Below are 23,358 nucleotides of genomic sequence, written 5' to 3' on the forward strand. Positions count from 1 at the left end.
CCGGTGCGTCACCACCGGCCGGCACCCGCACCGCGACGCCGGCGCCGACCCGCCGGGCACCCACCCTCGCCGGGCGGCCGGCCCGACCCGGCACGCCGCACCCGCGGACGCCGGAAACCCTGGTGGTGCGCGGGACCCAGCCGCTGCGGGACCGGGTGGCGGCACCGGTGGCCGCCGTCGTCGACCCGGTGGCCGACCCGGTCGTCGGCACCCTCGCGCCCGCGCTCGACCCGCTGCTGCGCAGCCTCGACCCGGTGCTCGCATCCCTGGACCCGGTGCTCGCATCCCTGGACCCGGTGCTCGCGCCGCTGGACCCGGTGCTCGCGCCGCTGGACCCGGTGCTCGCGCCGCTGGACCCGGTGCTCGCGTCCCTGGACCCGGTGCTCGCGCCGCTGGACCCGGTGCTGGGCGCCCTCCGGCCGCCGGTCGTGGTCCCTCCCCCCGCCGAACGGGCGCCCCTGGCGGACGACGCGTCCATGCGGCCACCGGCCGCGGCGGTGACCAGCCCGGGGGCGGCCGTCCCGGCGGCACCGTCCGCCACGTCACCGCACAGCGGGCGGCCCGCGACCTGGCCGGCCCTGGCCGGTCCGGCCAGGTGGAGCATGGCGGAACGGTCACCGGAAAGCGTGGGAGCCACCGCTCGCCCGGTCCGCCATCCCGTCCGACCCGAGGTCACCGCGCCCCCCGCCGCGCCGGCCACCGACACCGGCGGCGTGGGTTCGCCCGGCGGCGCCCACCAGGTCACCGGTGACGCGTCGGCGGACGCTTGGACGCCTCCCCCGCGGGGAGTGCGGGTCTGCCGCCCGGACGGTCCCGACCGACCGCCGTCCCGCTCACCCCGGCCCGGGAGCAGACCCGCCTAGCGCCGTCCGGCGACAGGAGGTGGGCGGACATCCGTCCCGTCGTCGGGGGCACAGCCGCCGAGCAGGGTCGGGGCCGACCGCAACGGCGTCGTCGCGGCCGCCCGTGCCCGCCACGTCGCCGGCCGCCCCACACCGGACATCCGTGACCGCTCCGGCGCCCGCCGCCGGACTGGTGGCCCTCAGCGGGCCCCGCGTCGCCGACCACCACCGGCGCCTGGTGTCACCAGGCGGCCGGCCGGTCGGGCATACGCCTGCCGTACCCCGATCATGATCTTGATCAGGAGTCACACCATGACCTCTTCCACACCCGTCGTCCGCGCCCGATGGTGCGACGTCGACAGGGTCGTCGACCTCGTCAGCGCGAGCCTCGACCCCACCGTGATCGGCGCCTGGCTGGTCCCCGACGAGCAGGAGAGACCGCTCGTGCTGGCCGACGTGGCCCGGATCTGGACCGAACACGCGCTGCTGGTCGGCGACGTGTTCGTGCTGCGGACCGGCACGGCCGCCACCGTCTGGTTCCACCGCTACCGTCCGATCCCGGCGCCCACCCGCTACGAGGAACGGCTCGCGGCGGCCTGCGGCGCCCACCGCGACCGTTTCCTCCTGCTCGACCGGGCCCTCGCCGCACACCGCCCCACCCAGGCGCACCACCACCTGGCGATCCTGGCGGTGCCGCGGGGCCCGGACCGCGCCGCACGGGCGGACGCCGTCCTCGCCGGCAGCCAGCGGTGGATGGACACGCTCGGCCTGCCGACGTACGCGGAGACCTTCACCGAGGCCCACCGTGGCCTGCACGCCCGGCACGGATACGTCGAGCGCGACAGCTTCCCACTGCTGAACGGGATGCTGGTCCATCCGATGTGGCGGCCGGTGTCGCGGGCGGGCTGGTTGAGCGCCAACGTCTCACGCTGGCCGGCCGGCCGACTGCCGCGCCCCGGGCAGAACGACCGGGCGAGGGGGTGGGCCCCGAGGTGACCAGAGGCGGCGGCAATGCACCGCCCCGACCACGGTGTCGATGAGCCGGGACGGCCCCGGGACAGGGGCCGCCCCGCCGCTCAGCGGATCAGCGGTGACCCGTGCAGGTTCAGCGCGGGCAGCCAGCGGTTCTCGACGGCCCGACCCGGACGCGATGTCGTACCGGTGGTCCATGATCCTCCTCGCACGGCGCTGCCAGTGGGGATCGGCGTCGGCATCACGATGGGCGACGCCGGTCTCCGGCGGGCGGGAGGTCGGAAAGTGGCGGACGCGGACCGGGCCGCGTGGCGGCGACGAAGCGTGCTGCGGGTGGTGCCGCCGGCTCGGCCCCGAAAACTGGCCAAGGTGCCCTTCGTCGAGCTGGCCGACGGGCGGCTGCAGGGCGTGGTGTCCAGCGGGTCGGACGTCGAACGGGTCTACGTCGCGTCGGTCACCGCGGGCACCCACGCCCATCACTGCAGCACGAACAACAACCGGCCCTGCGGGGGCCTGCGCGGCACCCCCTGCAAGCACCTGCACGCGCTGGCCGACGAGGCCGTGCTCCAGTACGGCGTCGACCGGGTCGCCCGCTACCTGCGGGTCGACGTCGGCGACGGGGTGGACACCGGCGCCGGGCTGCTGGCCCGGATGGATTCCCGGCACGAGCCGACCCCGGCGGCGGTGGTGTTCAGCCGCTTCCTGCGCCACCTGGCCTACCTGGAGCTCCCGGCCAGCACCGCGCCGGCGCCCGAGCTGCACTGGTTCCCGTCGACCGGGGCCGGCTGCTGATGCTGGGCACGCAGCTCGCGATCCTCCGCGACGGCACGCCGGTGGGGCTGCCCGACGCGCTCGACGTCGTCGCCGGCTTCGACGACGCCCTGACCCACGGCCTCGCCCGGGTCGGCGAGGAGGATGCCGCCGCCCTGGCCGCGCTCGCCGGCGCGCTGGCCCCGACGCCGCTGGGTGACCGGGCGGCGGAGGCGGTCGGCACGGTGGCCACCGGCTCGGTGGCTCCGGAGCACCTCGCCGCACTCGCCGGGGCGCGCTCGGCGCTGCTCGGCGCGGCCCACGACGCGCTGCTCGACCGGCTCGACACCGCCCTCGGGCGGGACCGCGCACCGTGGACCGTGCCGGCCACCCCGCCGGCCGGCGCCTCGCCCGTCCTCGCCGGGGCACGGGCCTGGCTGCACGAGGTGGCCCTGACCGGTTGGCGCGGCGTCGACCACGAACTGCTCTCCGCCGCCGGGACGTCGGTCGAGGCCGCGCTGGCGGTGCCCGCGCTTCGCCGGCTCGCGGTCCTGCTCGACGGCCTCGCCGCCGAGCTGCGGGCCAGCGTGCCGGTCGCCGCGATGCCGCAGGTGCCGGCCCGCCGCTGGGCCGACCTGTGGGCCCGGGGCGTGCTGCTGGCACAGGGCGCGCCCGTCGCGCCGGTGGCGAAGGACGTGGCGCGGGTCTCCGGACGGCTGCTGCCGCTCGGCGTGGACGTCCACGAACACGACACGGCGGTGCAGGTCCAGCTGCACGCGATCCTCGAACCGGACGGCGGCGGGTCACCCCGGCTGGTGCGCGTCACGGTGGGCGCCCCGAAGGTCGAGACCATCGTCGGGCCGGCGGTCTGGCGGCTGTTGCGGGCACATCCGATCCTGCTGGCCGCGCTCGCCGAGCGGCGCGCGGTGACGGTCACCGACCTGCCGTCGTACGGCGGCGACCTGCTGTGGCGCGACGACCTGGCCCGGCTCGGCGAGCCCGCCTGCCCGTTCGCCACGGCGCGGCTCCTCCTGTCCCGCGCGACCGCGGCGGCGGCACCGCCGCTGGACCGGCACCCGGCCGGCATCGCCGAGCCCGTGCTGCTGGAGGACTACCGGGTGCGGGACGACGACGGCTGCCTCGCCCTCGACCTCGACGGCCACCGGCTCGCGGTGGCCGTCGAGCGGCTGCCGTCCAGCGGCCCGCTCACCACCGAACTGGTCGCCGCCTCCTCGGCCTGCCTGGGCCTGGTCCGCTGGGACGACGGCGGGTGGCTGGTGCAGCCGTTGGCGGTGCGGGCGACCGTGAAACGACGGGCGGTCGAGGCGCACAACGGCGACTGGGCGGGCGGCGTCACCGACCCGAAGGTGGCCAGGAGCGAGGCCAGGGCGGGCGACGCGGTCGCCGTGCTGCGCGAGCGCGCGGGACGGTTGCTGCGCCGATGACCGACTCCGTCACCCCCGGCGACCTCGCCGACGAGAACCGGCGTCAGGTGCTCTACTGGCGGCTGCTGGCCCGGCTCTTCAGCCCCGACGAGCAGCCCACGCTGGAGTCGGCCAGCATGGCCGTCGTCGACGACCTCGACCTGCCCGCCGCGCTGCTGGACCCGGCGGTCTCGGTGGACACCGTGGTGCAACGCTTCCCGGCGCTGGCCGCCGAACTGCGCGGGCTGCTGGCGCCCGCCGACGACGCCCACGCCGCGGACGACGGGCCCGACCGCGCCGCCCCGGCCGACGCCGCCGGGCGGCACCGGCCCGGCCCGGCCGAGGTACGCCGCGCCGCCCTGGTGTCGAAGCTGCTGCTCAACGTGTTCGGGACCGGGTCCGGGCCGGTCAGCGCCGGGCAGCTGGCCCGCTGGCAGTCCGACGCCGGCTGGTTCGAGCAGGCGCTCGGCGCCGAGCCGGGCGAGCTGCGCCGGCAGGGCACCGGGCTGGGCGGCACGCTCGCCGGCCTGGAGGGTGGCCTCGTCCGCCGGATGCACCTGCGGGAGGTGCTGGCCGACCCGGTGCTGGCCAGCCGTCTCACGCCGAGCATGTCGCTGATCGAGCAGTTGCTGCGGGACAAGGCCAACCTCTCGGGGGTGGCCCTGGCCAACGCCAGGGCGCTGATCCGGCGCTTCGTCGACGAGGTGGCCGAGGTGCTGCGCACCCAGGTCGAGCAGACCAGCGTCGGCACGATCGACCGGTCGGTGCCGCCGAAGCGGGTGTTCCGCAACCTCGACCTCGACCGCACCATCTGGCAGAACCTGACGAACTGGAGCCCGGAGGACGAGCGGCTCTACGTCGACCGGCTCTACTACCGGCAGACCGCCCGGCGGACCACCCCGTCCCGGCTGATCGTGGTGGTGGACCAGTCCGGCTCGATGGTCGACTCCATGGTGAACTGCACCATCCTCGCGTCGATCTTCGCCGGCCTGCCGAAGGTGGACGTGCACCTGATCGCGTACGACACCCGGGCACTGGACCTGACCCCGTGGGTGCACGACCCGTTCGAGGTGCTGCTGAGGACCAACCTCGGCGGCGGCAACGACGGGCCGGTCGCGATGGCGCTGGCCCGTCCGAAGATCGTCGAGCCGAGGAACACGGTGCTGGTCTGGATCTCGGACTTCTACGAGTTCGACCGCTCCCAGCCGCTCTTCGACGGCATCGAGGCCGTGCACCGCTCCGGGGTGCGGTTCATCCCGGTCGGCTCGGTCAGCAGCTCCGGCCAGCAGAGCGTCAACCCCTGGTTCCGGCAGCGCTTCAAGGACCTGGGCACCCCGGTGATCTCCGGTCACATCCGCAAACTCGTCTTCGAGCTCAAGAGCTTCCTCACCTAGGAGACCCATCCCTCATGTCCGAGATGCTGCGTGCCCCCGCCGAGGTCAAGTACGCCGACGAACTCGACTACCTGGAGTCGGTCGACACCGGGCCGAAGCCGTTCTCGTGGCGACTCAGCCCGCGCATGGTCCGGCTGTTCGTCCTCGGTTCGGAACGGGCCGACGGCCTGACGCGGGAGATCCCACAGAAGTGGTTCGGCGACCGCAGCTTCGTCGAGCGCAGCATCGTGACCCTCGCGTCGGACCGGGGCCTGCTGCTGATCGGTGACCCGGGCACCGGCAAGAGCTGGCTCGCCGAGCTGCTCGCCGCCGCGATCTGCCGCAACTCCACCCTGGTCGTGCAGGGCACCGCCGGCACCACCGAGGACCACATCAAGTACTCCTGGAACGTGTCCATGGTCATCGCCAAGGGGCAGTCCCGCGAGTCGATGATCCCGTCGCCGATCATGACGGCGATGGAGCAGGGCGTGGTCGGCCGGTTCGAGGAACTCACCCGCTCCACCAGCGACGTGCAGGACGCGCTGATCTCGATCCTGTCGGAGAAGTACGTCTCCATCCCCGAGCTGGACCGCGACAACATCGTCTTCGCCCGACCCGGCTTCTCGATCATCGCCACCGCGAACAGCCGCGACCGGGGCGTCAACGACCTGTCCTCGGCGCTGAAGCGGCGGTTCAACTTCGTCCGGATCCCGGTGGTGACCAACAGGCGCAGCGAGGCGGAGATCGTGCGCTTCCGTACCGAGGAGCTGTTGCGCCGGCACCGGATCGAGCTGGACGTGCCGCCGACCCTGCTGGACATCCTGTTGCAGAGCTTCGCCGACCTCCGCGCCGCCGCCGCGTCGGCGACCAGCGACGACGACAAGCTGGAGTCGGCGCTGTCCACGGCCGAGCAGATCGGCGTACTGGAGGACGCCATCCTGCACAGCCAGTTCTTCGGCGACCGGACGCTGCGGGCGGAGACGCTCGCCGGGTCGCTGATGGGGTCGCTGGCCCGGCGCAGCCCGGAGGACCTGGCGATCCTCAACAAGTACCTGCACGGGGTCGTGGAACCCCGGGCCAAGCAGGACGGCCGCGGCTGGGAGGGTTTCCTCGACGGCGGCCGGCAGGCGATCGCGTCCCTGTCGTGACCGCACCCACCGTCGCCGGTCCGTTCGGCGCGCTGCGCGAGCAGCTCACCGACACGGTCGCCGCCTTCGCCGACTCCCCCGACGCACTCGCCGACATCCTCGCCGGCATGGTCGACGACGTCGACCGCGCCCTCGGTGAACGGTTGGAGATCTTCCCGGTCTGCCACCACTCGCCGGCCTCCGCCCTGGCCATGGTGCGCCGCCTGCGTGAGAAACAGCCGCGGGTCGTCTACCTGGAACTCTGCGAGGACCTCCAACCCCTGCTCGGGGAGCTGCGCAACTGCCGCCTCCCGGTAGCCGTGCAGGCCTTCGCCTCGGAGCTGGACGGCTTCCCGGCCGACTGGGGTCCGCTCAGCGTCGTCGCGCCGGTCACCGAGGCGTCCGCCGAGTACCAGGCCATCGCGTACGCCCTGGAGACCCCCGGCGTGGAGCTGGTGCTGGTGGACCGCTCCACCGACCACGTCTTCCAGTGGGCGCCCCGCGAGCAGCCGGCCGACGCCGAGCCGACCGCCGGGGCGGGCGAGGAGGCGCTGCACGGCGACGCGGTCGGTCTGGAGATCGGCGACCTGCGGCCCCGGTTCGCGGAGCTGGAGGCGCACCTGCTGCACCACGGCAAGGTGCGGCACTGGTCGGAGTGGTGGGACCAGTACGTGGAACGGCCGCTGGCGGACGCCGACCACGACACCTACCGGCAGGTGATGGTGCTGATCGGCAGCCTGTTCCGGCGGCTGCGCCCGGCCGGCTCGGACCGGCTGGACCGCGACGAGGACCGCGAACGGTACATGTGGACCCGGATGCGCCAGCACCTCGCCGCCTCCGGCGCGGACCCCGCCGACTGTCTCTACGTCTGCGGCGCCTTCCACGCGGCGAGCCGGGTCGAGCAGTTCGGCCTCGGCTCCACCGCCCCGGACTTCGAGATCAGTCCGCGTACCGGCACCCGCTGGCGGTACGGGCTGATCCCGTCCAGCCACTCGGCCATCGAGGCGCAGTTCGGTCTGGCCCCCGGCTCCGTCTCGATCGCCGCGGCGACCTGGACGAAGGCGGTGAGCCGCTCCGGCACGGCGCCGTTCCGGCTGGACGGCCAGCACGGAACCACCACCCGTGGCCGGCGCGGGCGGGCCGCCGTCGTGCCCTCGCCCGGCGCGGAACCGGTCGCCGATCGGCTCACCGGCTTCCTCGCCGCCCCGCCCCCGCTGGACGGCCTCGACGAGGCGGAACTGCGCGGCTGGTGCGTCGACATCGTCCGGCTGGCCCGCCGCAACGGCTACCTGGCCAGCACCGCCGACGCGATCGCCGTCTTCGAGACCTCGATCCTCCTGGCCGGGCTGCGCAACCGGGCCCGGCCCACCCCGTACGACTTCGCCGACGCCGCCGTAACCTGCATCGAGAAGGATGTCGTGCCTGGCCGCCGGGACGTCCGCCGGCTCTGCGAGATCATGCTCGGCGGGGACCGGGTCGGTCAGGTCGGCTACGACGCCCTGCCGCCGCTCGCCCGCGACGTGCTCGACCGACTGCGGCCGCTCGGGCTGGACCTGGAGAAGCGCACCATCCAGCGGGCGCTGCTGGACCTGCACGCAACCCCCGGGCTGGCCGGATGCTCGGACCTGCTCTGGATGCTGCGACGGCTGCTACCGCCGGACGCGGTCCGTCCGATCATGGGCGAACGGCGGCTCGGGCACCGCTCGATTCAGGAGAGCTGGGACCTGGCCCTCGGCCGCCACCAGCGCGCCCTCATCGAGCTGGGCTACGAGGGAGTGACCGTCGAGCAGGTGCTGGAGCAGCGCCTGCGGCGGACGGCCTGGGCCGCCGACGCGACGACCGCCGACGCGCTCACCGCCGTCGAGGACGCGATCTGCCTGCTCGACGGTCCCCGCCTGGTGGAGGAGCTGGGGGCGCGGGCGGTGGAGCTGCTCGCCGGCGAACGCACCGTCGACGACGCGCCGGAGGTGCTGCGCCGGATCCGCCGGCTGCTGGCCCACTACCGGGGGACCGCGCCGAGGCTGCCGGCCTGGTGCGAGGCGTTCGTGGCCGCCGGGTACGCGCACTACTGCACGCTGCTGCCGACCGCGGTCGTGGACGAGGAGACCGGGCTGCGGCAGGTCGGCGCCATGCTGGGGTTCCTGTTCGGCATGGAGAGTCTGGCCCTCGCCCTGGGCTGCGACCGGTCCCAGCTCGAACTCGCCGTCGCGCAGTCCCACCCGGAGGCGCCGGGAAAGGTCGCCCTGCTCTGGGCGGCCCGGCACCAGCTCGGCCTGCTGCCGCTGGCCGAGCTGCGGGCCCGCTGCGCCGAGCTGCTGGCGAACCCGCTGGTGGTGCCGGCCTTCCCGCAGTACCTGTCCGGCTTCGTGCACGCGTTGGAGCCGGCGCCCGGGCTGGCGCCGTTCGTGGTGGAGACGATGTCGACCGCGTTCGCCCGGCTGCCCGACCCGGTGCTGCTGCCGTGGCTGCCGACCCTGATCACCACCCTGCGCGACCAGGGGCCGGAACTGGTGCCGCTGCTGGTCCGCGAGGCGGGGCGCACCTTCCCGGGGACGCTGCCCGCGCTGGACGCCTGGGTGCCGTCCTGGGCGGCGGCCGCGCCCGCACCGCCCCCGGCCCGCCGGGCCGCCCCGACGGCGCGGGTCAGTGCCCTGCTCGCCGGTCATCCGGAGGCCGTGGAGGCGGTCGCCGCGCTGCTCGGCTGCGACGGCGGGTGGCGGCCGGACGGGGCCCCCGCCAACGGCGGCGACCTGGCCGCCCTGCTGGCCGCGCACCCGGCCACCGCCGACGCCGTCGCCGTGCTGCTGGCGACACCGCCCGGGTAGCGGCGGGCGGTCGACCACCGGCGGGTGGGGGTGGGGTGCCGAGCCCGTCGAGGAGGGGCTCTTCGGCAGTTCGCGTCAAGGCATGACGAGCCCGCCGTCGACGGGCACGGTCACCCCGGTCACGTACGACGAGGCGTCGCTGGCCAGCCAGATCAGCGTGGCGGCGAGTTCCTCGTGCTCGCCGAGCCGCCCGGCCGGGGCCAGCGCCTTGACCATCTCGAAGGTGCCCGGCTCCAGCTGGTCGCTCATCTCCGAGGCGAAGAAGCCGGGGGCGATGCAGTTGACCCGGATGCCCTTGCGGCCGGTCCACTGCGCCGCGAGGTCGCGGGTCAGGCCGATCACGCCGGCCTTGCTGGAGGCGTACGCGGCCTGCGGGATGCCGCCGGGGCGCAGGCCGATGACGCTGGAGATGTTGACGATGGCGCCGCCGTTCGTGGCGGCCCGGGCGAACGCCTGGGCCATCCAGTAGCTACCCATCAGGTTGACGTCGACGACGGAGCGGAACTGCTCCGGCGTCTCCCGGGTGGCGGGCACGGCGGTGCCGACCCCGGCGTTGTTGACCAGCACGTCCACCCGCCCGAAATGCGCGATCGCGGTGGCGACCAGCGCCTCGCAGTCCTCGGGCCGGCTGACGTCGGTGGCGCGGGCCGCGTACCGGCGGCCGGCCGCCTCGACCAGCGCGCCCGTCTCGGGCAGGCGCTCGACGCGGCGGGCGCCGAGCACGACGTCGGCGCCGGCCTCGGCGAGCGCGCGGGCGAACGACACCCCCAGGCCGGAGGAGGCGCCGGTCACGACGGCGACCTTCCCGTCGAGGCGGAACCGGTCCATCACGCTCACCCTGGGGCTCCTCACGTTCGCGGTGCTCTGGACGCCATACCGACCAGCCGGTATGTTCGGCGTCCGGCGACGGTAGCGAGCCGCCGACAGTCGCGTCAATGGGAGCAGCCATGGACTTCGAACCGACCGCGCGGGCCGCCGGGTACGTGCAGCGGCTCCAGGAGTTCATGGACGAGCACGTCCACCCCGCCGAACCGGTGTACGCCGCCCAACGCGCCGAGTTCGCCGCGGCCGGCAAGCGCCACCACCTGCCCGCCGTCGTGGAGGACCTCAAGGCCGAGGCCCGCCGCCGGGGGCTGTGGAACCTCTTCCTGCCCGCCGTCTCCGGCCTGACCAACGTGGAGTACGCCCCCCTCGCGGAGCTGATGGGCCGCTCCATCGAACTCGCCCCGGAGGCCACCAACTGCGCCGCCCCGGACACCGGCAACATGGAGATCCTGCACATGTTCGGCACCGCCGAGCAGCAGGAACGCTGGCTGCGCCCGCTGCTCGACGGCGAGATCCGGTCGGCCTTCGCGATGACCGAGCCGGACGTGGCCTCCAGCGACGCCACGAACATCTCCACGCGCATCGAACGCGACGGCGACTCGTACGTCATCAACGGCCGCAAGTGGTGGACCACCGGCATCGCCGACCCGCGCTGCGCCGTCATGATCGTGATGGGCAGGACGGACCCGTCGGCCGACACCCACCGGCAGCAGTCGATGATCCTGGTGCCGGTGGACACCCCCGGCGTCGAGGTGGTGCGCTCGCTGCCGGTCTTCGGCTACCACGACCAGCACGGCCACGGCGAGGTGGTCTTCTCCGACGTCCGGGTGCCGGCGTCGCACCTGCTCGGCGAGGAGGGCGGCGGGTTCGCCCTCGCCCAGGCCCGGCTCGGCCCCGGCCGCATCCACCACTGCATGCGCGCCATCGGACTGGCCGAGCGGGCGCTGAGCCTCCTGGTCCGCCGCGCCACCACCCGGGTCGCCTTCGGTCAGGAACTGGCCCGGCAGGGCGTGGTGCAGCAGCAGATCGCCGAGTCGCGGATGGCGATCGAGCAGGCGCGGCTGCTCACCCTGAAGGCGGCCTGGATGATCGACCGGTACGGCGCCAAGGCCGCCCGCACCGAGATCGCCGCGATCAAGGTGGTGGCGCCCCGCGTCGCACTGGAGGTGCTCGACCGGGCCATCCAGGTCCACGGCGGGGCCGGCGTCTCCGACGACTTCCCGCTCGCGTCGATGTACGCCGGCGCCCGTACCCTGCGCATCGCCGACGGCCCCGACGAGGTGCACGTGCGCGACGTGGCCCGCCGGGAGATCCGCCGCCAACTGGAGTCGCGGTGACCGTGGCGGCCGAGCCGGCCGTCGCGGCCGAGCGACGGCGGGCACCGCGCGGCTCGGCCCGGCAGAGCATCGTGGCGGCCGCCACCGAGCTGTTCGCCCGGCGCGGCTACGAGGCGACGAGCGTCCAGGAGATCGTGGTGGCGGCGGAGGTCACCAAGGGGGCGCTGTACCACTGGTTCGGGTCGAAGTCCGAGCTGCTGACCAGCATCTACCGGGAACTGCTCGCCGAGCAGACCCAGCGGCTGCGGGAGATCGCCGCCGGCGGCGGGCCGGTGCAGGAACGGCTGCGCGCCGCCGCCCTCGACGTCGTCGAACACACCGCCGAACACCTCGCCGAGCTGACCGTCTGGGCCCGCTCGGCGCATCTGCTCGACGACGAGCACGCCGGGGCCACCCGCGGCGAGCGCCGGCGCTACCACGACCTGTTCCGTGATCTCGTCCGAGAGGGGCAGCAGGCCGGTGTGGTCCGCACCGACGTCTCCGCCACGGTGGTCACCCACACGTTCCTCAGCGCCCTGGGCAACATCCACACCTGGTTCCACCCGGACGGCCCGCTGACCTTCACCGAGGTCGGTGACCAGCTCGTGGCGCTGTTCGTCGGCGGCCTGCGCGCCCCGGTGGAGTCCGGGCCGGCCCGGGACCCGGCGCCGAGCTGAGGCCGGCCGGGGTCAGATGTTCGCCGAGTCGGCCGGCACGTCGGCCGGCAGCGACGGCGCCCCCGCCGGCTGGTCGCCGCCCCGGCAGGACAACCCCACGGTGTACGCGGTCATCGACAGCGACCCGTACGCGTACCCGTCCACCAGCACCTCGGGCCGGGACCTGGTCGCACCGGCGATCCCGGCCAGGTAGAGCAGCGGGATGAAGTGGTCCGGCGTCGGCACGGCCGACCCGAAGTCGCGGTGGGCGTCCAGCCGGGCCGCCTCGGCGGGCTCGTCCCGCATCACCTCGCGGGCCGCGTCGTCGAAGCGCCGCGCCCAGTCGAAGCCCTGGTCGACCAGCCGCGGGTCCACCCCACCGAGGTTGTGCACCACGTTGCCGCTGGCCACGATGAGCACCCCGCGCTCGCGCAGCGGCGCGAGCTGGGCGCCGAGCCCCAGATGGTAGTCCAGCCCCTTGAACGCGTTGATGCTCAGCTGCACCACCGGGATGTCGGCCTCGGGGAAGGCGTGGGTCAGCACCGACCAGGTGCCGTGGTCGATGCCCCACGAGTCCAGGTCGGCGCCCACCCAGGTGGGGTGGACGAGGTCGCTGATCTCCTCGGCCAGCTCCGGCAGGCCGGGAGCCGGGTACTCCACGTCGAACAGTTGCGGGGGGAAGCCGTAGAAGTCGTGGATCGTGCGCGGCCGGGGCATCGCGGTGACGGCGGTCGCGCCGATGTACCAGTGCGCCGAGATCACCAGGATCGCCCGGGGCCGCGGCACCGCCCGGCCGAACGCCCGCCAGGCCGACGTGTACCGGTTGACCTCCAGGGCGTTCATCGGGTTGCCATGGCCGAAGAAGGCGGCGGGCATGGTGTCGGGGCTGGTCTGACCGCTCATGCCGCTCCCTTCGGGCGATGGTCCGAGGGTAGTCCGCCGGGGCCGGCGACGCCGGGTGTACCGCACATCAGGCCGGAACGGCCCCGGGACCGCACCCCCGGTCAGGCGACGAGGTAGGCCGGGGGCACCGCGTCGGTCAGCCACACCCCGTTGGCGCTGCGGTAGAAGACGTGCCCGGCGCGGGCCATCGCCGCCGCGTCGACGGTGAGCACCACCACCGCGCCGCCCCGGCGAGCGCCGACCCGCCGGGCCGTCGCCACGTCCGGCGACAGGTGTACGTGGTGCCGGCCGCCCCGATGCAGGCCGGTGGCCCGGATCGAGTCGAGCGCGGAGGCGCCGGTGCCGTGGTAGAGGCGCTCCGGCGGCACGGTGGACTCCAGCTGGAGGTCGACCGGGATGGAGTGCCCCTGGCTGGCCCGGATCCGCTCGACCCCGTCGGTGCCCCGCTCGACGGCGAAGCGCTGCTTGTCGTTGCCGGCCACGACCGCGTCGAGGTCGGCGCGTCCGATCCGGAGGGCGGCCAGCAGGTCGGCCACGGCGACCCAGCCGGCGCCGTCCGGGGTGAGGCCGAAGGCCCCCGGCCGGTGCCGCAGCGCCAGGGACATCCGCTTGCTGAGCCGCACCAGCGCCCGATGATCCATTCCGGCATTGTCGAGCACGGGTGCGGGCGACGGCAACGGGTTGTCGCCCCGCCCCGGACGCGGCGGGGCGGGACGACCTCTGCCCCTCAGCCCAGCTCGGCGACCAGCTTCGCGGTGAGTTCGCGGACGACGTCGACCAGCAGGTCGACGTCGGCCTCGGTGGTGCGCCAGTTGACGATCGCCGGACGCAGCGCCACCCGTCCGTCGTGGACGGTGGTGCCGGCGTACACCCGACCGTCGGCGAGCAGGGCCGCGCCGAGCCGCCGGTTGAGCTCGTCGAGCGCCGGTTCGGGTACGCCCGCCGGGCGGGCCCGGAAACAGACGATGCACAGCGGCACCTCGGCGAGGCGTTCCAGCTCGGGCGTCTCGTCGACCCGGCGCGCCAGGCGCTGGGCCAGGTCGAGGTGCCGCTCCACCATGGCCCGGTACCCGTCCCGCCCGTAGGCGGCGAGAGTCGCCCAGATCGGCAGTGACCGGGCCCGGCGGGAGGAGTCCGGCCCGAGCAGGGCGTAGTCCGCACCCTCGCCCGGTGTCGGCAGGGCGCTGCCCTCCCCCGGCAGGTACGCCGCGCCGGGCATGCCGAACGCGGCCGGCAGCCGGGACGGGTCCTTGAGGAAGGCGAAGCCGTTCTCATACGGCACGTTGAGCCACTTGTGCCCGTCGCCGGCGATCGAGTCGGCCCGCTCCATGCCGGCGACCAGCCCGGCGGTGCGTGGGGAGAGCGCGGCGAAGATCCCGAACGCGCCGTCGACGTGCAGCCAGGCGCCGTGCCGTTCCGCGAGGTCGGCGAGGTCGGACAGCGGGTCGAAGTCGCCGGTGTCCACCTCGCCGGCGCTGGCGATGACCACCGCCGGGGCGGCCAGCTCGGCCAGCCGCCGGTCGAGGGCGACGAGGTCGACCCGGCCCGCGCCGTCGCGGGCGTGGACCTCGACGGTGTTGCGGCCGTGCCCGAGCAGCTGCAGCGCCTTGCGGTCGCTGGGGTGCAGGTAGCCGCCGGAGAGCACCGGCATCCGGGGCAGCCCGGCCAGCCCGTCGGCGGCGACGTCGACGCCGTGCCGCTCGCCCCACCAGTGAGTGGCGGCGGCGAGCCCGGTGACGTTGGCGAAGGTGGCGCTGGTGACCAGCGCGCCGCCGAACGCCGCGGGCAGCCCGAACAGCTCCCGCAGCCAGGTCAGCGCGACCGTCTCGACCTCGCTGGCGAGCCGCGACGAGGCGCGGAATGCGGCGTTCTGGTCGAGCAGGGCCGCGGTCCAGTCGGCGGCGAGGGCGGCTGGGGTCGTCCCGCCGATGATGAAGTGGAAGAAGCGGGGGCCCGCCGAGTGGGTGGCCGCGGCCGTGCCGACCCGCAGCAGCCGGTCCAGCGCGGCGGCCGCGCCCTCCCCCCGCTCGGGCAGCGCGTCGCCGCCGGCCGGCTGCCAGAGCTGGCCGAGCAGCGGCAGGGTGTCCGGGTCGTGCACCGGCCGGTCCGCCAGCGACGACAGGTACGGCCCGGCCGCCTCGTACACCCGGCGCAGCGCCTCGTCCCCGTCGGTGTCCCGCAGCGGATCGGTCATCGCAGGGTCCTCCTCCACGGGTCGGTGGCGGTCCGCGCGCCGCCCGGCGGGGCGAGCCACCACCGCGACGGCCCACGCCGATCTCCTCCACCCTGGCAGCGACCGGCGGAGCGCGCGCCGGCCAATTCCGCCGCCGTGGCCTGCGGAGCGGCCTGGCCGGTAAGGGGCGGACGTGAGGGCCGTCATAACGACTGGACGGCCCACCCGGCCCTGCTGCTAGCCTTCTCGGCAGGTCATGAGCGCCAGCGTCAAGCCCCGGCTCGCTGGCCGGCAACCCTCCTCCACGGTGGGGTGCTCCGGGTGAAGACCAGGCACCGGTGTGGCACCGGTGCAAGCGTGGCCTGGTTCCCAGGTCAGCACCGACCTAGGAGAACCATGTCTGCTCACCTTCACGCCCCGCCCGTCTGCGGAGCCGCGCCCGCGGCCCCGCCGGACGTACCGGCGGCCGGCGTCGCGCTGGTCAAGCGGCGACACGTCGACCTGATGCGGGTCTGCAGCGACGGCTGTCGCCGCCCGACCGCGTAGTCGACGACCCCTCTTCCTCGTACCACCGCAGCGGTGTGCCGGTCCGGCGCACCGTCTCCCGGCGCGCCCCGTGCCCGCCGACCCATCGATCCGGAGACACCTGTGCGATTCCTTCCCGCCCTGTCCAAGGTGGCCGCGCTCGGCGCCGCCGCCGTCCTCGCCGCCACCGCGCTGACCGCCTGCGGCGACGACTCGTCCAAGGCCGCTGACAACCCGTACGGCCTGCTCCAGCCGGGCGTGCTGCGCGCCGGCACGCTCACCGACGCGCCGCCGAACGTGTACCTGAAGGACGGCAAGTTCACCGGCTTCGACAACGACCTGCTCGCTGCGGCCGCCGCGAAGGTCGGCCTGAAGGTGGAGTTCGTCGGCACCGACTTCTCCGCGCTGCTCTCCCAGGTCAACAACCGCAAGTTCGACATCGGCAGCTCTTCGATCACCATCACCGAGGCGCGCAAGAAGACCGTGGATTTCGGCAACGGCTACGACTTCGGCTACTTCGGCCTCGACGTGCCCGCCGGTTCCTCGATCACCAGCTTCGACCAGCTCGCCGGCAAGCGGGTCGTCGTCGTGCAGGGCACGGTGCAGGACGACTACGCCACCGGCAAGAACCTCGACCCGGTCCGGGTGCCCGACTACAACGGCGCGATCAACCAGCTCAAGGCCGGCACCGCCGACGCCTGGATCGCCCCCGCCGAGATCGGCGAGAAGTCGGCGACGGACAGCAACGGCAAGATCAAGGTGGCGGCCAAGCAGCTCAGCCCCGCCCCGACCGCGTACGCGTTCGCCAAGGGCAACGACAAGCTGCGCGAGGCGCTGAACAAGGGCCTCGACGAGGTCATCGCCGACGGCACCTGGACCCGGCTGCAGGCGCAGTACTACCCGGGCCGGCCGATCCCGGCCGACTTCACGCCCGGCAGCGGCACCGTCGCGGTGCCGTCGGCGTCGGCGTCGACCTCCTCCTGACGGTACGGATGACGAGCGAGCGGGGCGGACGGGGACGAGACTGATGGACACGTTGAGCACCCTGTGGGAGACCTTCTTCGACGGGGACTCGATGCGCGAGGCGCTGCCCGAGATGCTGACCGTCGGGTTGCCCAACACGCTGATCCTGGCGATCTCCGCCGCCCTGCTCGGCTCCGTCCTCGGCATGCTGCTGGCCATCGCCGGCATCTCGCGTACCCGATGGTTGCGGTGGCCGGCGCGGGTCTACACGGACATCTTCCGCGGCCTGCCCGCCGCGGCGACCATCCTGCTCATCGGCGTCGGCCTGGCGCCGCTCGGCATGGAGGTCTGGGGGCACAACCCGTATCCGCTGGGCATCCTGGCGCTGTCGCTGATCGCCGGCGCCTACATCGGCGAGATCTTCCGGTCCGGCATCCAGAGCGTCGAGGCGGCGCAGCTGGAGGGGGCGCGGGCGCTCGGCTTCTCCTGGGGCGAGGCGATGCGGCTGGTGATCATCCCGCAGGGGGTGCGCCGGGTGCTGCCGGCCTGGGTCAACCAGCTGATCGCGCTGATCAAGGACTCCAGCCTGGTCTACTTCCTCGGCCTGGTGGCCAGCCAGCGGGAGCTGTTCCGGATCGGCCAGGACTACGCCGCCACCACCGGCAACGAGTCGGCGCTGCTGCTGGCCGGCCTGTTCTACCTGGTGCTGACCGTGCCGCTGACCCACGCCGTCAACTGGATCGACCGGCGGCTGCGCCAGGGCCGCGCGGTCACCGTCGACCCCGACGACGACGGCGGCCTGGCCCTGGTCGGTGAGACCGCCCTGCCCCCGCAGACCGCGACCGGAAAGGACCAGCGATGACCGGCACCGCCACCACCACCTCGGTCAGCCTCAACGTCCGGGACGTGCACCTCGCCTTCGGGGCCAACAAGGTGCTGCGGGGCGCCGACCTGGACGTCGCCCGGGGCGGCACCGCCTGCGTGATCGGCCCCTCCGGCTCCGGCAAGTCCACCCTGCTGCGCACCATCAACCGGCTGATCGAACCGGACCGGGGCGACGTGCTGCTCGACGGGCGCAGCGTGCTGCGCGACGACCCGGACGCGCTGCGCCAGCGGGTCGGCATGGTCTTCCAGCAGTTCAACCTATTCCCACACATGAGCGTGCTGCGCAACATCACCCTGGCGCTGCGCCGGATCAAGAAGCTCTCCGAGGACGAGGCCACCCGGATCGCCCGCGCCCAACTGGAGCTGGTCGGGCTGGCCGCCAAGGCGGACTCCCGCCCGGCACACCTGTCCGGCGGGCAGCAGCAGCGGGTGGCCATCGCCCGGGCGCTGGCGCTGCAACCGCAGGTGATGCTCTTCGACGAGGCCACCTCGGCGCTCGACCCGGAGCTGGTCAAGGGCGTCCTCGCCGTGATGGCCGACCTGTCCGCCGGCGGCATGACGATGGTGGTGGTCACCCACGAGATGGGCTTCGCCCGCGAGGTCGCCGACACCGTGGCGTTCATGGACCACGGCGTGGTCCTGGCGGCCGGCGAGCCGGCCGCGATCTTCGAGGCGCCGGAGCACCCCCGGTTGCGCCAGTTCCTGTCCCAGGTGCTCTGACCGACCGAGCGGTGATCGTCTGACCTCTTCCGACGGCCAGCCCGGCGTGTCGAGTCGGAAAACGTCAGACGATCATGGCCGAGACGCCGCCCCCGGGCGGGGGGCGGCGTCGTCGTAACCCAGCGGCGCGGACGCCGTCAGGTCATGTCGTCGTAGCGGCGGTCGATCGGCGCGGGCGCGGCGACCGGCGCCGGCCCGTCGACCGGTCCGGAGAAGTCGACCCGTGGGGACGCCTCGACCGGCTCGTCGTCCAGTTGCAGCGGCGACACCTCGTCGTCGCTGAGGTCGGAGTAGATCTCCTTACCCCGGCCGCGGCGCTTGTCGTTGAGGAAGGCCACCCCGACCGCGGCGAAGTAGAGCGCGCAGAGGCAGATCGCCAACGCGGTCATCCCGAACGGGTCGGGGGTCGGCGTGACCACCGCCGAGAAGGCGAAGAACACGAAGACCGCCACCCGCCACCAGCTCAGCAACTTCCGCGCGCTGGCCAGGCCGACGAAGTTGAGCATCAGCACGATCAACGGGAACTCGAACGCCACCCCGAACAGCAGGATCAGGTTGGTGACGAAGGAGATGTAGCGGGTCACCTCGAGGGTGGTCGCGATGTCGCCGCCCGAGATGTTGAGCAGGAACTCGAGCCCCTTGGTGGTGACGAAGAACGCCAGCACCGCGCCGGCCGCGAACAGCGGCGCGGCCAGCGCCGTGAAGACGTACGCGTACCGCCGCTCGTGCCGGTGCAGGCCCGGCGCGATGAACGCCCAGAGCTGGTAGAGCCAGACCGGCGCCGCGATGATCAACCCGACCCAGAGACCGATCTTCAGGTTGAGCAGGAAGACGTCCGCCACACCGAGCTGGACGAACTTGCACAGGCCGGTTTCCGGATCCCTCGCCTGCGGCAGGTTGCAGTAGGGCTCGGAGAGCAGAATCCGGACCGGCGTGGCCAGCCAGATGCCGAAGCCGAAGCCGACCATGATCGCCAGCGAGGCGCGGAAGAGACGGTTGCGCAGCTCACGGATGTGCTCCATGAGCGTCATGGAGCCGTCGGCGGCCCGTTGGAACTCGCTCGGGCCGCGCTTGCGAAGCGCGAAGGCCACGGTGGTCGGGCCCCTCGATCAGTTCTCGCGGACGCGCTGCACCGGGTCGACCGGCGGGGCGACCGGCTGCTGCGGAGCCTGCTGCGGGGCGTACTGCTGCTGCTGCGGCTGGGCGTAGGGCTGCTGGCCCGCGTGCGGCGGCAGCGGCTGGAAGCCGGCCTGCGCGTCGGCCTTCTCGGCCAGGTCGCGGTCGTCGTCGTGCAGACTCTTGGTCTCCGCCTTGATGATCCGCAGCGAGCGGCCCAGCGAGCGGGCCGCGTCGGGGAGCCGCTTCGCGCCGAAGAGCAGGATCAGCACGACCACGAGTACGGCGATGTGCCACGGCTTGAGGGCACCCATGGGAAGCTCCAGTCGCTCTGTGTCGAAAGGTGTGTCGCAGCCCATCGTACGTGCGCCGAGAGCCGTTGCCACCCGCCGGGCCGCTGCTGACGCGTCCGGCCGGTGAAGTCTTGACCACCCCCGCGTGTCCCGTCAACCACCTATGGGCGTTCATCCGTGCGCGAAAGGGCCGCGCATCGCGCAGCCGGCGCGCGGTTCACCGACCGATGTCGATCACTTACCCCGCTTGGCCTTGATCAGTTCCACGCGCTGTTGGGTCGTCTCGACCTGCCGCTGGAGCGTCTCGGCCCGCTCGGAGAGCGCCTCGGCGGCCTCGCGCAGCGCCTCCGCGCCGGCCTGGCGTTGCTGCAGGGCCACCGCCGCCCGGCGCAGCCGGGGCAGCCGCGCCAGCACCGGCCGGACCGCCAGGGCCAGCACGACGAGCGCGAACAGCACCACCGCGAGAACGATCCACTTCACCACGGCGGTCAGCCTACTGGGTGACGGCCCCCACCGCCGGGTCGGCCGACGGCGCCGCGCCGCCCACCGGCGTCCCGTACGCCTCCAGCGCGGCGAGCGCCTGGGCGCGCACCTGGTCGGCCAGTGCGGCCGGGGCGACCACGGTGACGTCCGGCCCGAGCCCGAGCACGAACCGGCGGGCCCAGCCCAGGTCGGTCACCCGCAGCGAGACCAGCCACTGGTCGCCGTCGCCGGCCTCCACCCGCTCGCACGGGTAGTACTCGGTGATCCACCGCTCCCCCCGGCCGATGCGCAGGGTGATCAGCGGCAGGTCCGGCGAGGGGCGGAACACCCCGCCGGTCAGGTCCTGCGGGCGGGCCTGCGGCGGCACCACGGCCGGCTCGTCCAACTCGGCGACCGCGTCGATCCGGTCGGCCCGGAACAGCCGGACCGCCTCGGCCCGGCGGCACCACGCCTCCACGTACGCCCGGCCGCCGACCATCAGCATCCGCAGCGGGTCGATGGTGCGCTCGGTGGTCTCGTCCCGGGCCGCCGTGTAGTAAGTGATCCGCAACGCCCGGCCGCCCTCCACCGCCGACCGCAGCGCCTCCACCCGTTGGGTGTCGCCGGGCAGCCGCACCGCCACCGGCGCGCCGACCAGGTCACCGGCCGCATTCTCGATCTTCGCCAGGGCCCGCTCCACCGCCTCCCGGTTGGCCACCCCCGGCGTCTCCGCGAGCATCCGCAGGGCCACCACCAGGGCGAGCGCCTCGTCGGGGGTGAGCCGCAGCGGCCGGTCGATGCCGGCGTCGTAGGTGATGGTCACCCGGTCGCCGTCGAAGGCCATGTCGATCAGGTCACCCGGGCCGTACCCGGGCAGCCCGCAGACCCAGAGCAGCTCCAGGTCCTCGCGCAGCTGCCGCTCGGTGACACCCAGGTCACCGGCCGCCTCGGCGATCTCGATGCCGGGGCGGGCCAGCAGGTAGGGCACCAGGTTGAGCAGCCGGGCCAGCCGGTCGGCCGAGGTGCGGGAGCCGCCCCGGGCGGCCGGCCGGGTCACCGGCGACCCCCGGCCACGGCCAGGTCGTCCTGCCGGACGGCAATCTCCTTGAGCCGTTGGATCACCGCGTCGCGCACCTCCGGCGGTTCCAGCACCCGCACGTCCGGGCCGTACCCGACGAGCTGGCCGGCGAGGGAGTCCGGATCGGCGTACGGCAGGACCAGCCGGTCGCCGTCGGGACCCGGCAGGGTCTGCACGGCCCAGCGCCGCAGGCCGGCGGCGCGGCCCGGGGCGGCCAGCACGGTGGCCCGGCCGGTGCGCTCGACCGGCCCGGACCAGCGGGCCACGTGGCTGATCAGGTCGACCCCGGCCGGCGGCTCGTACCCGCCCGGCTCGCCGGTCACCCGGACCCCGCCCACCACCCGGGACAGCCGGAAGCAGCGGGTGGCGTCCCGGTCCAGGTCGTGGCCGACCACGTACCACCGGCCGCGCCAGCAGACCACGCCCCACGGCTGCAACCGGCGGCGGGTCGGCGCGTCCCGGTCGGGCACCCGGTAGTCGAAGCCCACCTCGCGCCGGTCCCGCGCGGCGGCGGTCAGCGGCGCGAACGCCGGATCGACCGTGACCATCGGCTCCAGGCCCAGGGTGGCCTGCGGGTCCACGTCGACACCGGCCGCACGCAGCTTCGCCAGCCCCGAGGAGGCGGCGGCGGCCAGCCCGGCGTGCTGCCAGAGCCGCGCGGCGATGCCCACCGCGGCGGCCTCGTCCGGTTCCAGGGGGATCTCCGGCAGCGCGTACTCCCGGTGGGCGATCCGGTAGCCGGGCTCGGCGTCGAAGATGCTGGCCGTGCCGGTCTCCAGCGGCACCCCCAGCTCACGCAGCTCGGCCTTGTCCCGCTCGAACTTGCGCTGGAACGCCTCGTGCTCCTTCGCGTCGTCCGGATCGTGCTCGTAACCGGGCACGGTCGCGGCGATCTGCGCGGCGGTCAGGAACCGTCGCGTGGACAGAAGACAGATCACCAGGTTGACCAGGCGTTCGGTACGGCTCCGCGACACGTGTGAACGCTAGCAGCCCGCACGCCACGCCCGTGCACCCGCGCGGGCGCGGCGTGCGGCACACCGGCCACGCACCGTCGTACGCCGACCCCCGGCGGCGGCGGCCCGCCGGACTTAGGGTGAGGCCCATGTCGGAAGGCGAAGCCAGGTCCGAGAGCATCGGCACCGTCGTGGTGGCGGGCGCGGCGAACCTCGCCATCGCCGTGGCCAAGCTGGTCGCCGGGTTGATCTCCGGCTCCGCGGCGATGCTCTCCGAGGCCGCCCACTCGGTCGCCGACACCACCACCGAGGTGCTGCTTTACCTGGCGCTGCGCCGTGGCGCGCGGCCCGCCGACATTCGGCACCCCTTCGGGTACGGCAAGGAGAGCTACGTCTGGGCGTTCCTCGCCGCGCTGTTCACCTTCGTCGCCGGGGCGGGCTTCGCCATCACCCACGGCGTGACCACCATCCTGGTGCACCAGCACAGCGGGCACTACCTCGCCTCCTACGTGGTGCTGGTGGTCTCCTTCGCCATCGAGTCGGTCTCACTGGCCCGGGCCGTGCGCCAGGTGCGCAACGAGTCGCGCCGCTGGCGGACCACCCCGCACCGGTTCCTGCGGCTGACCGCCGACACCACCGTCAAGGCGGTGTTCCTGGAGGACAGCGCCGCCCTCGTCGGCCTGCTGATCGCCGCCGTCGGGGTCGGCCTGTCCCACCTCACCGGCAGCGAGCTGTGGGACGGTCTCGCCTCGATCGCGATCGGCCTGCTGCTGCTCGCGGTGGCGGTCACCCTCGCCCAGAGCAACCTGTCGCTGCTGGTCGGGCGCGCGGTGCCGGAGCGGCTGCACCGCGAGATCGAATGGGAACTCGCCGGCCTGGAGACCGTGCACCGGGTCGACACCCTGCTGACCATGCAGCTGGGCCCGGACGAGATCCTGGTCGCCGCCAAGGTCGACTTCTACGACGACGCCACCGGCGCCGACATCGAGGCCACCGCCGACGAGGCCGAGCGCCGGCTCACCACCCGCTACCCGGAGATCGGGTTCGTCTTCCTCGACCCGACCCGCTCGATGCCCGGCAGCAACGGGCGGCGCGCCCGGCGTACCCAGCACCAGGACGGCGAGCCGTCCGCCGGTCCGGGCACGCCCTGACCCGGACGCGGCGGCGGCGCCGGGCG

At 74.1% G+C, this 23,358-nt stretch carries 22 protein-coding genes, 1 pseudogene and 1 riboswitch; of the genes and pseudogenes, 14 read left to right on the forward strand and 9 right to left on the reverse strand.

All coding sequences use genetic code 11. From position 1 onward, the window contains the following. The 7 genes and pseudogenes from AB0I41_RS20265 to AB0I41_RS20295 form a co-directional block, all read left to right on the forward strand. Positions 1-863: pseudogene (locus AB0I41_RS20265) on the forward strand (hypothetical protein); the annotation flags it as partial. Between the two features lie 291 nt (positions 864-1,154). After that, positions 1,155-1,838: a hypothetical protein gene (locus AB0I41_RS20270; protein ID WP_357109593.1), complete on the forward strand. Its 684-nt coding sequence runs from the start codon at positions 1,155-1,157 to the stop codon at positions 1,836-1,838. 300 nt (positions 1,839-2,138) lie between these two features. Continuing rightward, the gene (locus tag AB0I41_RS20275) at positions 2,139-2,606 is read left to right on the forward strand and encodes a hypothetical protein (protein WP_357109818.1); all 468 of its coding nucleotides are present in this window, start codon (positions 2,139-2,141) and stop codon (positions 2,604-2,606) included. Beyond that, complete coding sequence (locus tag AB0I41_RS20280; protein ID WP_357109596.1) at positions 2,606-4,009, forward strand: hypothetical protein; 1,404 nt, start codon at positions 2,606-2,608, stop codon at positions 4,007-4,009. Before AB0I41_RS20275 ends, AB0I41_RS20280 begins: the two co-directional genes overlap by 1 nt. Continuing rightward, positions 4,006-5,382 (forward strand): VWA domain-containing protein, encoded by a 1,377-nt coding sequence (locus AB0I41_RS20285; RefSeq protein ID WP_357109599.1) that lies wholly within the window; start codon positions 4,006-4,008, stop codon positions 5,380-5,382. The genes AB0I41_RS20280 and AB0I41_RS20285 overlap by 4 nt, the downstream gene beginning before the upstream one ends. A gap of 14 nt (positions 5,383-5,396) precedes the next feature. After that, entirely contained in the window at positions 5,397-6,509 is a 1,113-nt protein-coding gene (locus tag AB0I41_RS20290) for an AAA family ATPase (protein WP_357109602.1), read from the forward strand. After that, positions 6,506-9,313 (forward strand): hypothetical protein, encoded by a 2,808-nt coding sequence (locus tag AB0I41_RS20295; RefSeq protein ID WP_357109605.1) that lies wholly within the window; start codon positions 6,506-6,508, stop codon positions 9,311-9,313. The genes AB0I41_RS20290 and AB0I41_RS20295 overlap by 4 nt, the downstream gene beginning before the upstream one ends. A gap of 75 nt (positions 9,314-9,388) precedes the next feature. On the opposite strand, the gene AB0I41_RS20300 is transcribed toward AB0I41_RS20295, so the two are convergent. Continuing rightward, complete coding sequence (locus tag AB0I41_RS20300) at positions 9,389-10,141, reverse strand: glucose 1-dehydrogenase (protein WP_357109820.1); 753 nt, start codon at positions 10,139-10,141, stop codon at positions 9,389-9,391. Positions 10,142-10,260: 119 nt separating this feature from the next. Between AB0I41_RS20300 and AB0I41_RS20305 the strand changes: the two genes are divergently transcribed. Together AB0I41_RS20305 and AB0I41_RS20310 are read left to right on the forward strand one after the other, a co-directional pair. Continuing rightward, the gene (locus AB0I41_RS20305) at positions 10,261-11,475 is read left to right on the forward strand and encodes an acyl-CoA dehydrogenase family protein (protein ID WP_357109607.1); all 1,215 of its coding nucleotides are present in this window, start codon (positions 10,261-10,263) and stop codon (positions 11,473-11,475) included. Then, entirely contained in the window at positions 11,472-12,131 is a 660-nt protein-coding gene (locus AB0I41_RS20310) for a TetR/AcrR family transcriptional regulator (RefSeq protein ID WP_357109610.1), read from the forward strand. Before AB0I41_RS20305 ends, AB0I41_RS20310 begins: the two co-directional genes overlap by 4 nt. A 12-nt stretch (positions 12,132-12,143) precedes the next feature. On the opposite strand, the gene ygiD is transcribed toward AB0I41_RS20310, so the two are convergent. The 3 genes from ygiD to AB0I41_RS20325 form a co-directional block, all read right to left on the reverse strand. Further along, positions 12,144-13,013: a 4,5-DOPA dioxygenase extradiol gene (gene ygiD / locus AB0I41_RS20315; RefSeq protein ID WP_357109613.1), complete on the reverse strand. Its 870-nt coding sequence runs from the start codon at positions 13,011-13,013 to the stop codon at positions 12,144-12,146. A 101-nt stretch (positions 13,014-13,114) separates the two neighbouring features. Beyond that, positions 13,115-13,654, reverse strand: a complete 540-nt coding sequence (locus AB0I41_RS20320) for an RNA 2'-phosphotransferase (protein ID WP_357109615.1) — start codon at positions 13,652-13,654, stop codon at positions 13,115-13,117. Between the two features lie 86 nt (positions 13,655-13,740). Further along, positions 13,741-15,207: a pyridoxal-dependent decarboxylase gene (locus AB0I41_RS20325; protein ID WP_357109618.1), complete on the reverse strand. Its 1,467-nt coding sequence runs from the start codon at positions 15,205-15,207 to the stop codon at positions 13,741-13,743. 231 nt (positions 15,208-15,438) lie between these two features. Next, positions 15,439-15,550: riboswitch (SAM riboswitch) on the forward strand. 32 nt (positions 15,551-15,582) lie between these two features. Between AB0I41_RS20325 and AB0I41_RS20330 the strand changes: the two genes are divergently transcribed. The 4 genes from AB0I41_RS20330 (at position 15,583) to AB0I41_RS20345 (ending at position 18,279) form a co-directional block, all read left to right on the forward strand. Beyond that, positions 15,583-15,732 carry a hypothetical protein gene (locus tag AB0I41_RS20330; protein ID WP_357109621.1) on the forward strand — a complete coding sequence of 50 codons (150 nt, stop codon included), beginning with the start codon at positions 15,583-15,585 and terminating at the stop codon, positions 15,730-15,732. A 102-nt stretch (positions 15,733-15,834) separates the two neighbouring features. Next, positions 15,835-16,695: an ABC transporter substrate-binding protein gene (locus AB0I41_RS20335; RefSeq protein WP_357109624.1), complete on the forward strand. Its 861-nt coding sequence runs from the start codon at positions 15,835-15,837 to the stop codon at positions 16,693-16,695. Positions 16,696-16,738: 43 nt separating this feature from the next. After that, positions 16,739-17,536 (forward strand): amino acid ABC transporter permease, encoded by a 798-nt coding sequence (locus tag AB0I41_RS20340; RefSeq protein ID WP_357109626.1) that lies wholly within the window; start codon positions 16,739-16,741, stop codon positions 17,534-17,536. Continuing rightward, positions 17,533-18,279, forward strand: coding sequence for an amino acid ABC transporter ATP-binding protein (locus AB0I41_RS20345; RefSeq protein WP_357109629.1), 747 nt, complete (start codon positions 17,533-17,535; stop codon positions 18,277-18,279). The genes AB0I41_RS20340 and AB0I41_RS20345 overlap by 4 nt, the downstream gene beginning before the upstream one ends. A 137-nt stretch (positions 18,280-18,416) precedes the next feature. Here the strand turns inward: AB0I41_RS20345 and tatC are convergent, their stop codons facing one another. The 5 genes from tatC to AB0I41_RS20370 form a co-directional block, all read right to left on the reverse strand. After that, positions 18,417-19,370, reverse strand: coding sequence for a twin-arginine translocase subunit TatC (gene tatC, locus AB0I41_RS20350; RefSeq protein ID WP_357109632.1), 954 nt, complete (start codon positions 19,368-19,370; stop codon positions 18,417-18,419). A gap of 18 nt (positions 19,371-19,388) precedes the next feature. Next, on the reverse strand, positions 19,389-19,709 hold the full coding sequence (tatA, locus tag AB0I41_RS20355) for a Sec-independent protein translocase subunit TatA (RefSeq protein ID WP_357109635.1): 321 nt from the start codon (positions 19,707-19,709) through the stop codon (positions 19,389-19,391). Between the two features lie 213 nt (positions 19,710-19,922). After that, on the reverse strand, positions 19,923-20,171 hold the full coding sequence (locus AB0I41_RS20360; RefSeq protein ID WP_357109638.1) for a hypothetical protein: 249 nt from the start codon (positions 20,169-20,171) through the stop codon (positions 19,923-19,925). 10 nt (positions 20,172-20,181) lie between these two features. After that, positions 20,182-21,207 (reverse strand): YafY family protein, encoded by a 1,026-nt coding sequence (locus AB0I41_RS20365; RefSeq protein WP_357109640.1) that lies wholly within the window; start codon positions 21,205-21,207, stop codon positions 20,182-20,184. Next, positions 21,204-22,202, reverse strand: a complete 999-nt coding sequence (locus AB0I41_RS20370) for a WYL domain-containing protein (RefSeq protein WP_357109642.1) — start codon at positions 22,200-22,202, stop codon at positions 21,204-21,206. The genes AB0I41_RS20365 and AB0I41_RS20370 overlap by 4 nt, the downstream gene beginning before the upstream one ends. A gap of 128 nt (positions 22,203-22,330) precedes the next feature. On the opposite strand from AB0I41_RS20370, the gene AB0I41_RS20375 reads away from it, so the two are divergent. Beyond that, a complete protein-coding gene (locus AB0I41_RS20375; protein ID WP_357109645.1) occupies positions 22,331-23,332 on the forward strand; it encodes a cation diffusion facilitator family transporter in 1,002 nt (333 codons plus the stop codon). Positions 23,333-23,358: the final 26 nt, after the last annotated feature.

The sequence above is a fragment of the Micromonospora sp. NPDC050200 genome (assembly GCF_040656135.1).
In the GTDB taxonomy this organism is placed as follows: Bacteria; Actinomycetota; Actinomycetes; order Mycobacteriales; family Micromonosporaceae; genus Micromonospora.

Coding starts and splice junctions, on each gene's coding strand:
- AB0I41_RS20270 (WP_357109593.1), top strand. CDS start 1,155: ATGACCTCTTCCACACCCGTCGTCCGCGCCCGATGGTGCGACGTCGAC.
- AB0I41_RS20280 (WP_357109596.1), top strand. CDS start 2,606: ATGCTGGGCACGCAGCTCGCGATCCTCCGCGACGGCACGCCGGTGGGG.
- AB0I41_RS20285 (WP_357109599.1), top strand. CDS start 4,006: ATGACCGACTCCGTCACCCCCGGCGACCTCGCCGACGAGAACCGGCGT.
- AB0I41_RS20290 (WP_357109602.1), top strand. CDS start 5,397: ATGTCCGAGATGCTGCGTGCCCCCGCCGAGGTCAAGTACGCCGACGAA.
- AB0I41_RS20300 (WP_357109820.1), bottom strand. CDS start 10,141: ATGGACCGGTTCCGCCTCGACGGGAAGGTCGCCGTCGTGACCGGCGCC.
- AB0I41_RS20305 (WP_357109607.1), top strand. CDS start 10,261: ATGGACTTCGAACCGACCGCGCGGGCCGCCGGGTACGTGCAGCGGCTC.
- ygiD (WP_357109613.1), bottom strand. CDS start 13,013: ATGAGCGGTCAGACCAGCCCCGACACCATGCCCGCCGCCTTCTTCGGC.
- AB0I41_RS20320 (WP_357109615.1), bottom strand. CDS start 13,654: ATGGATCATCGGGCGCTGGTGCGGCTCAGCAAGCGGATGTCCCTGGCG.
- AB0I41_RS20325 (WP_357109618.1), bottom strand. CDS start 15,207: ATGACCGATCCGCTGCGGGACACCGACGGGGACGAGGCGCTGCGCCGG.
- AB0I41_RS20330 (WP_357109621.1), top strand. CDS start 15,583: ATGTCTGCTCACCTTCACGCCCCGCCCGTCTGCGGAGCCGCGCCCGCG.
- AB0I41_RS20340 (WP_357109626.1), top strand. CDS start 16,739: ATGGACACGTTGAGCACCCTGTGGGAGACCTTCTTCGACGGGGACTCG.
- AB0I41_RS20345 (WP_357109629.1), top strand. CDS start 17,533: ATGACCGGCACCGCCACCACCACCTCGGTCAGCCTCAACGTCCGGGAC.
- tatA (WP_357109635.1), bottom strand. CDS start 19,709: ATGGGTGCCCTCAAGCCGTGGCACATCGCCGTACTCGTGGTCGTGCTG.
- AB0I41_RS20375 (WP_357109645.1), top strand. CDS start 22,331: ATGTCGGAAGGCGAAGCCAGGTCCGAGAGCATCGGCACCGTCGTGGTG.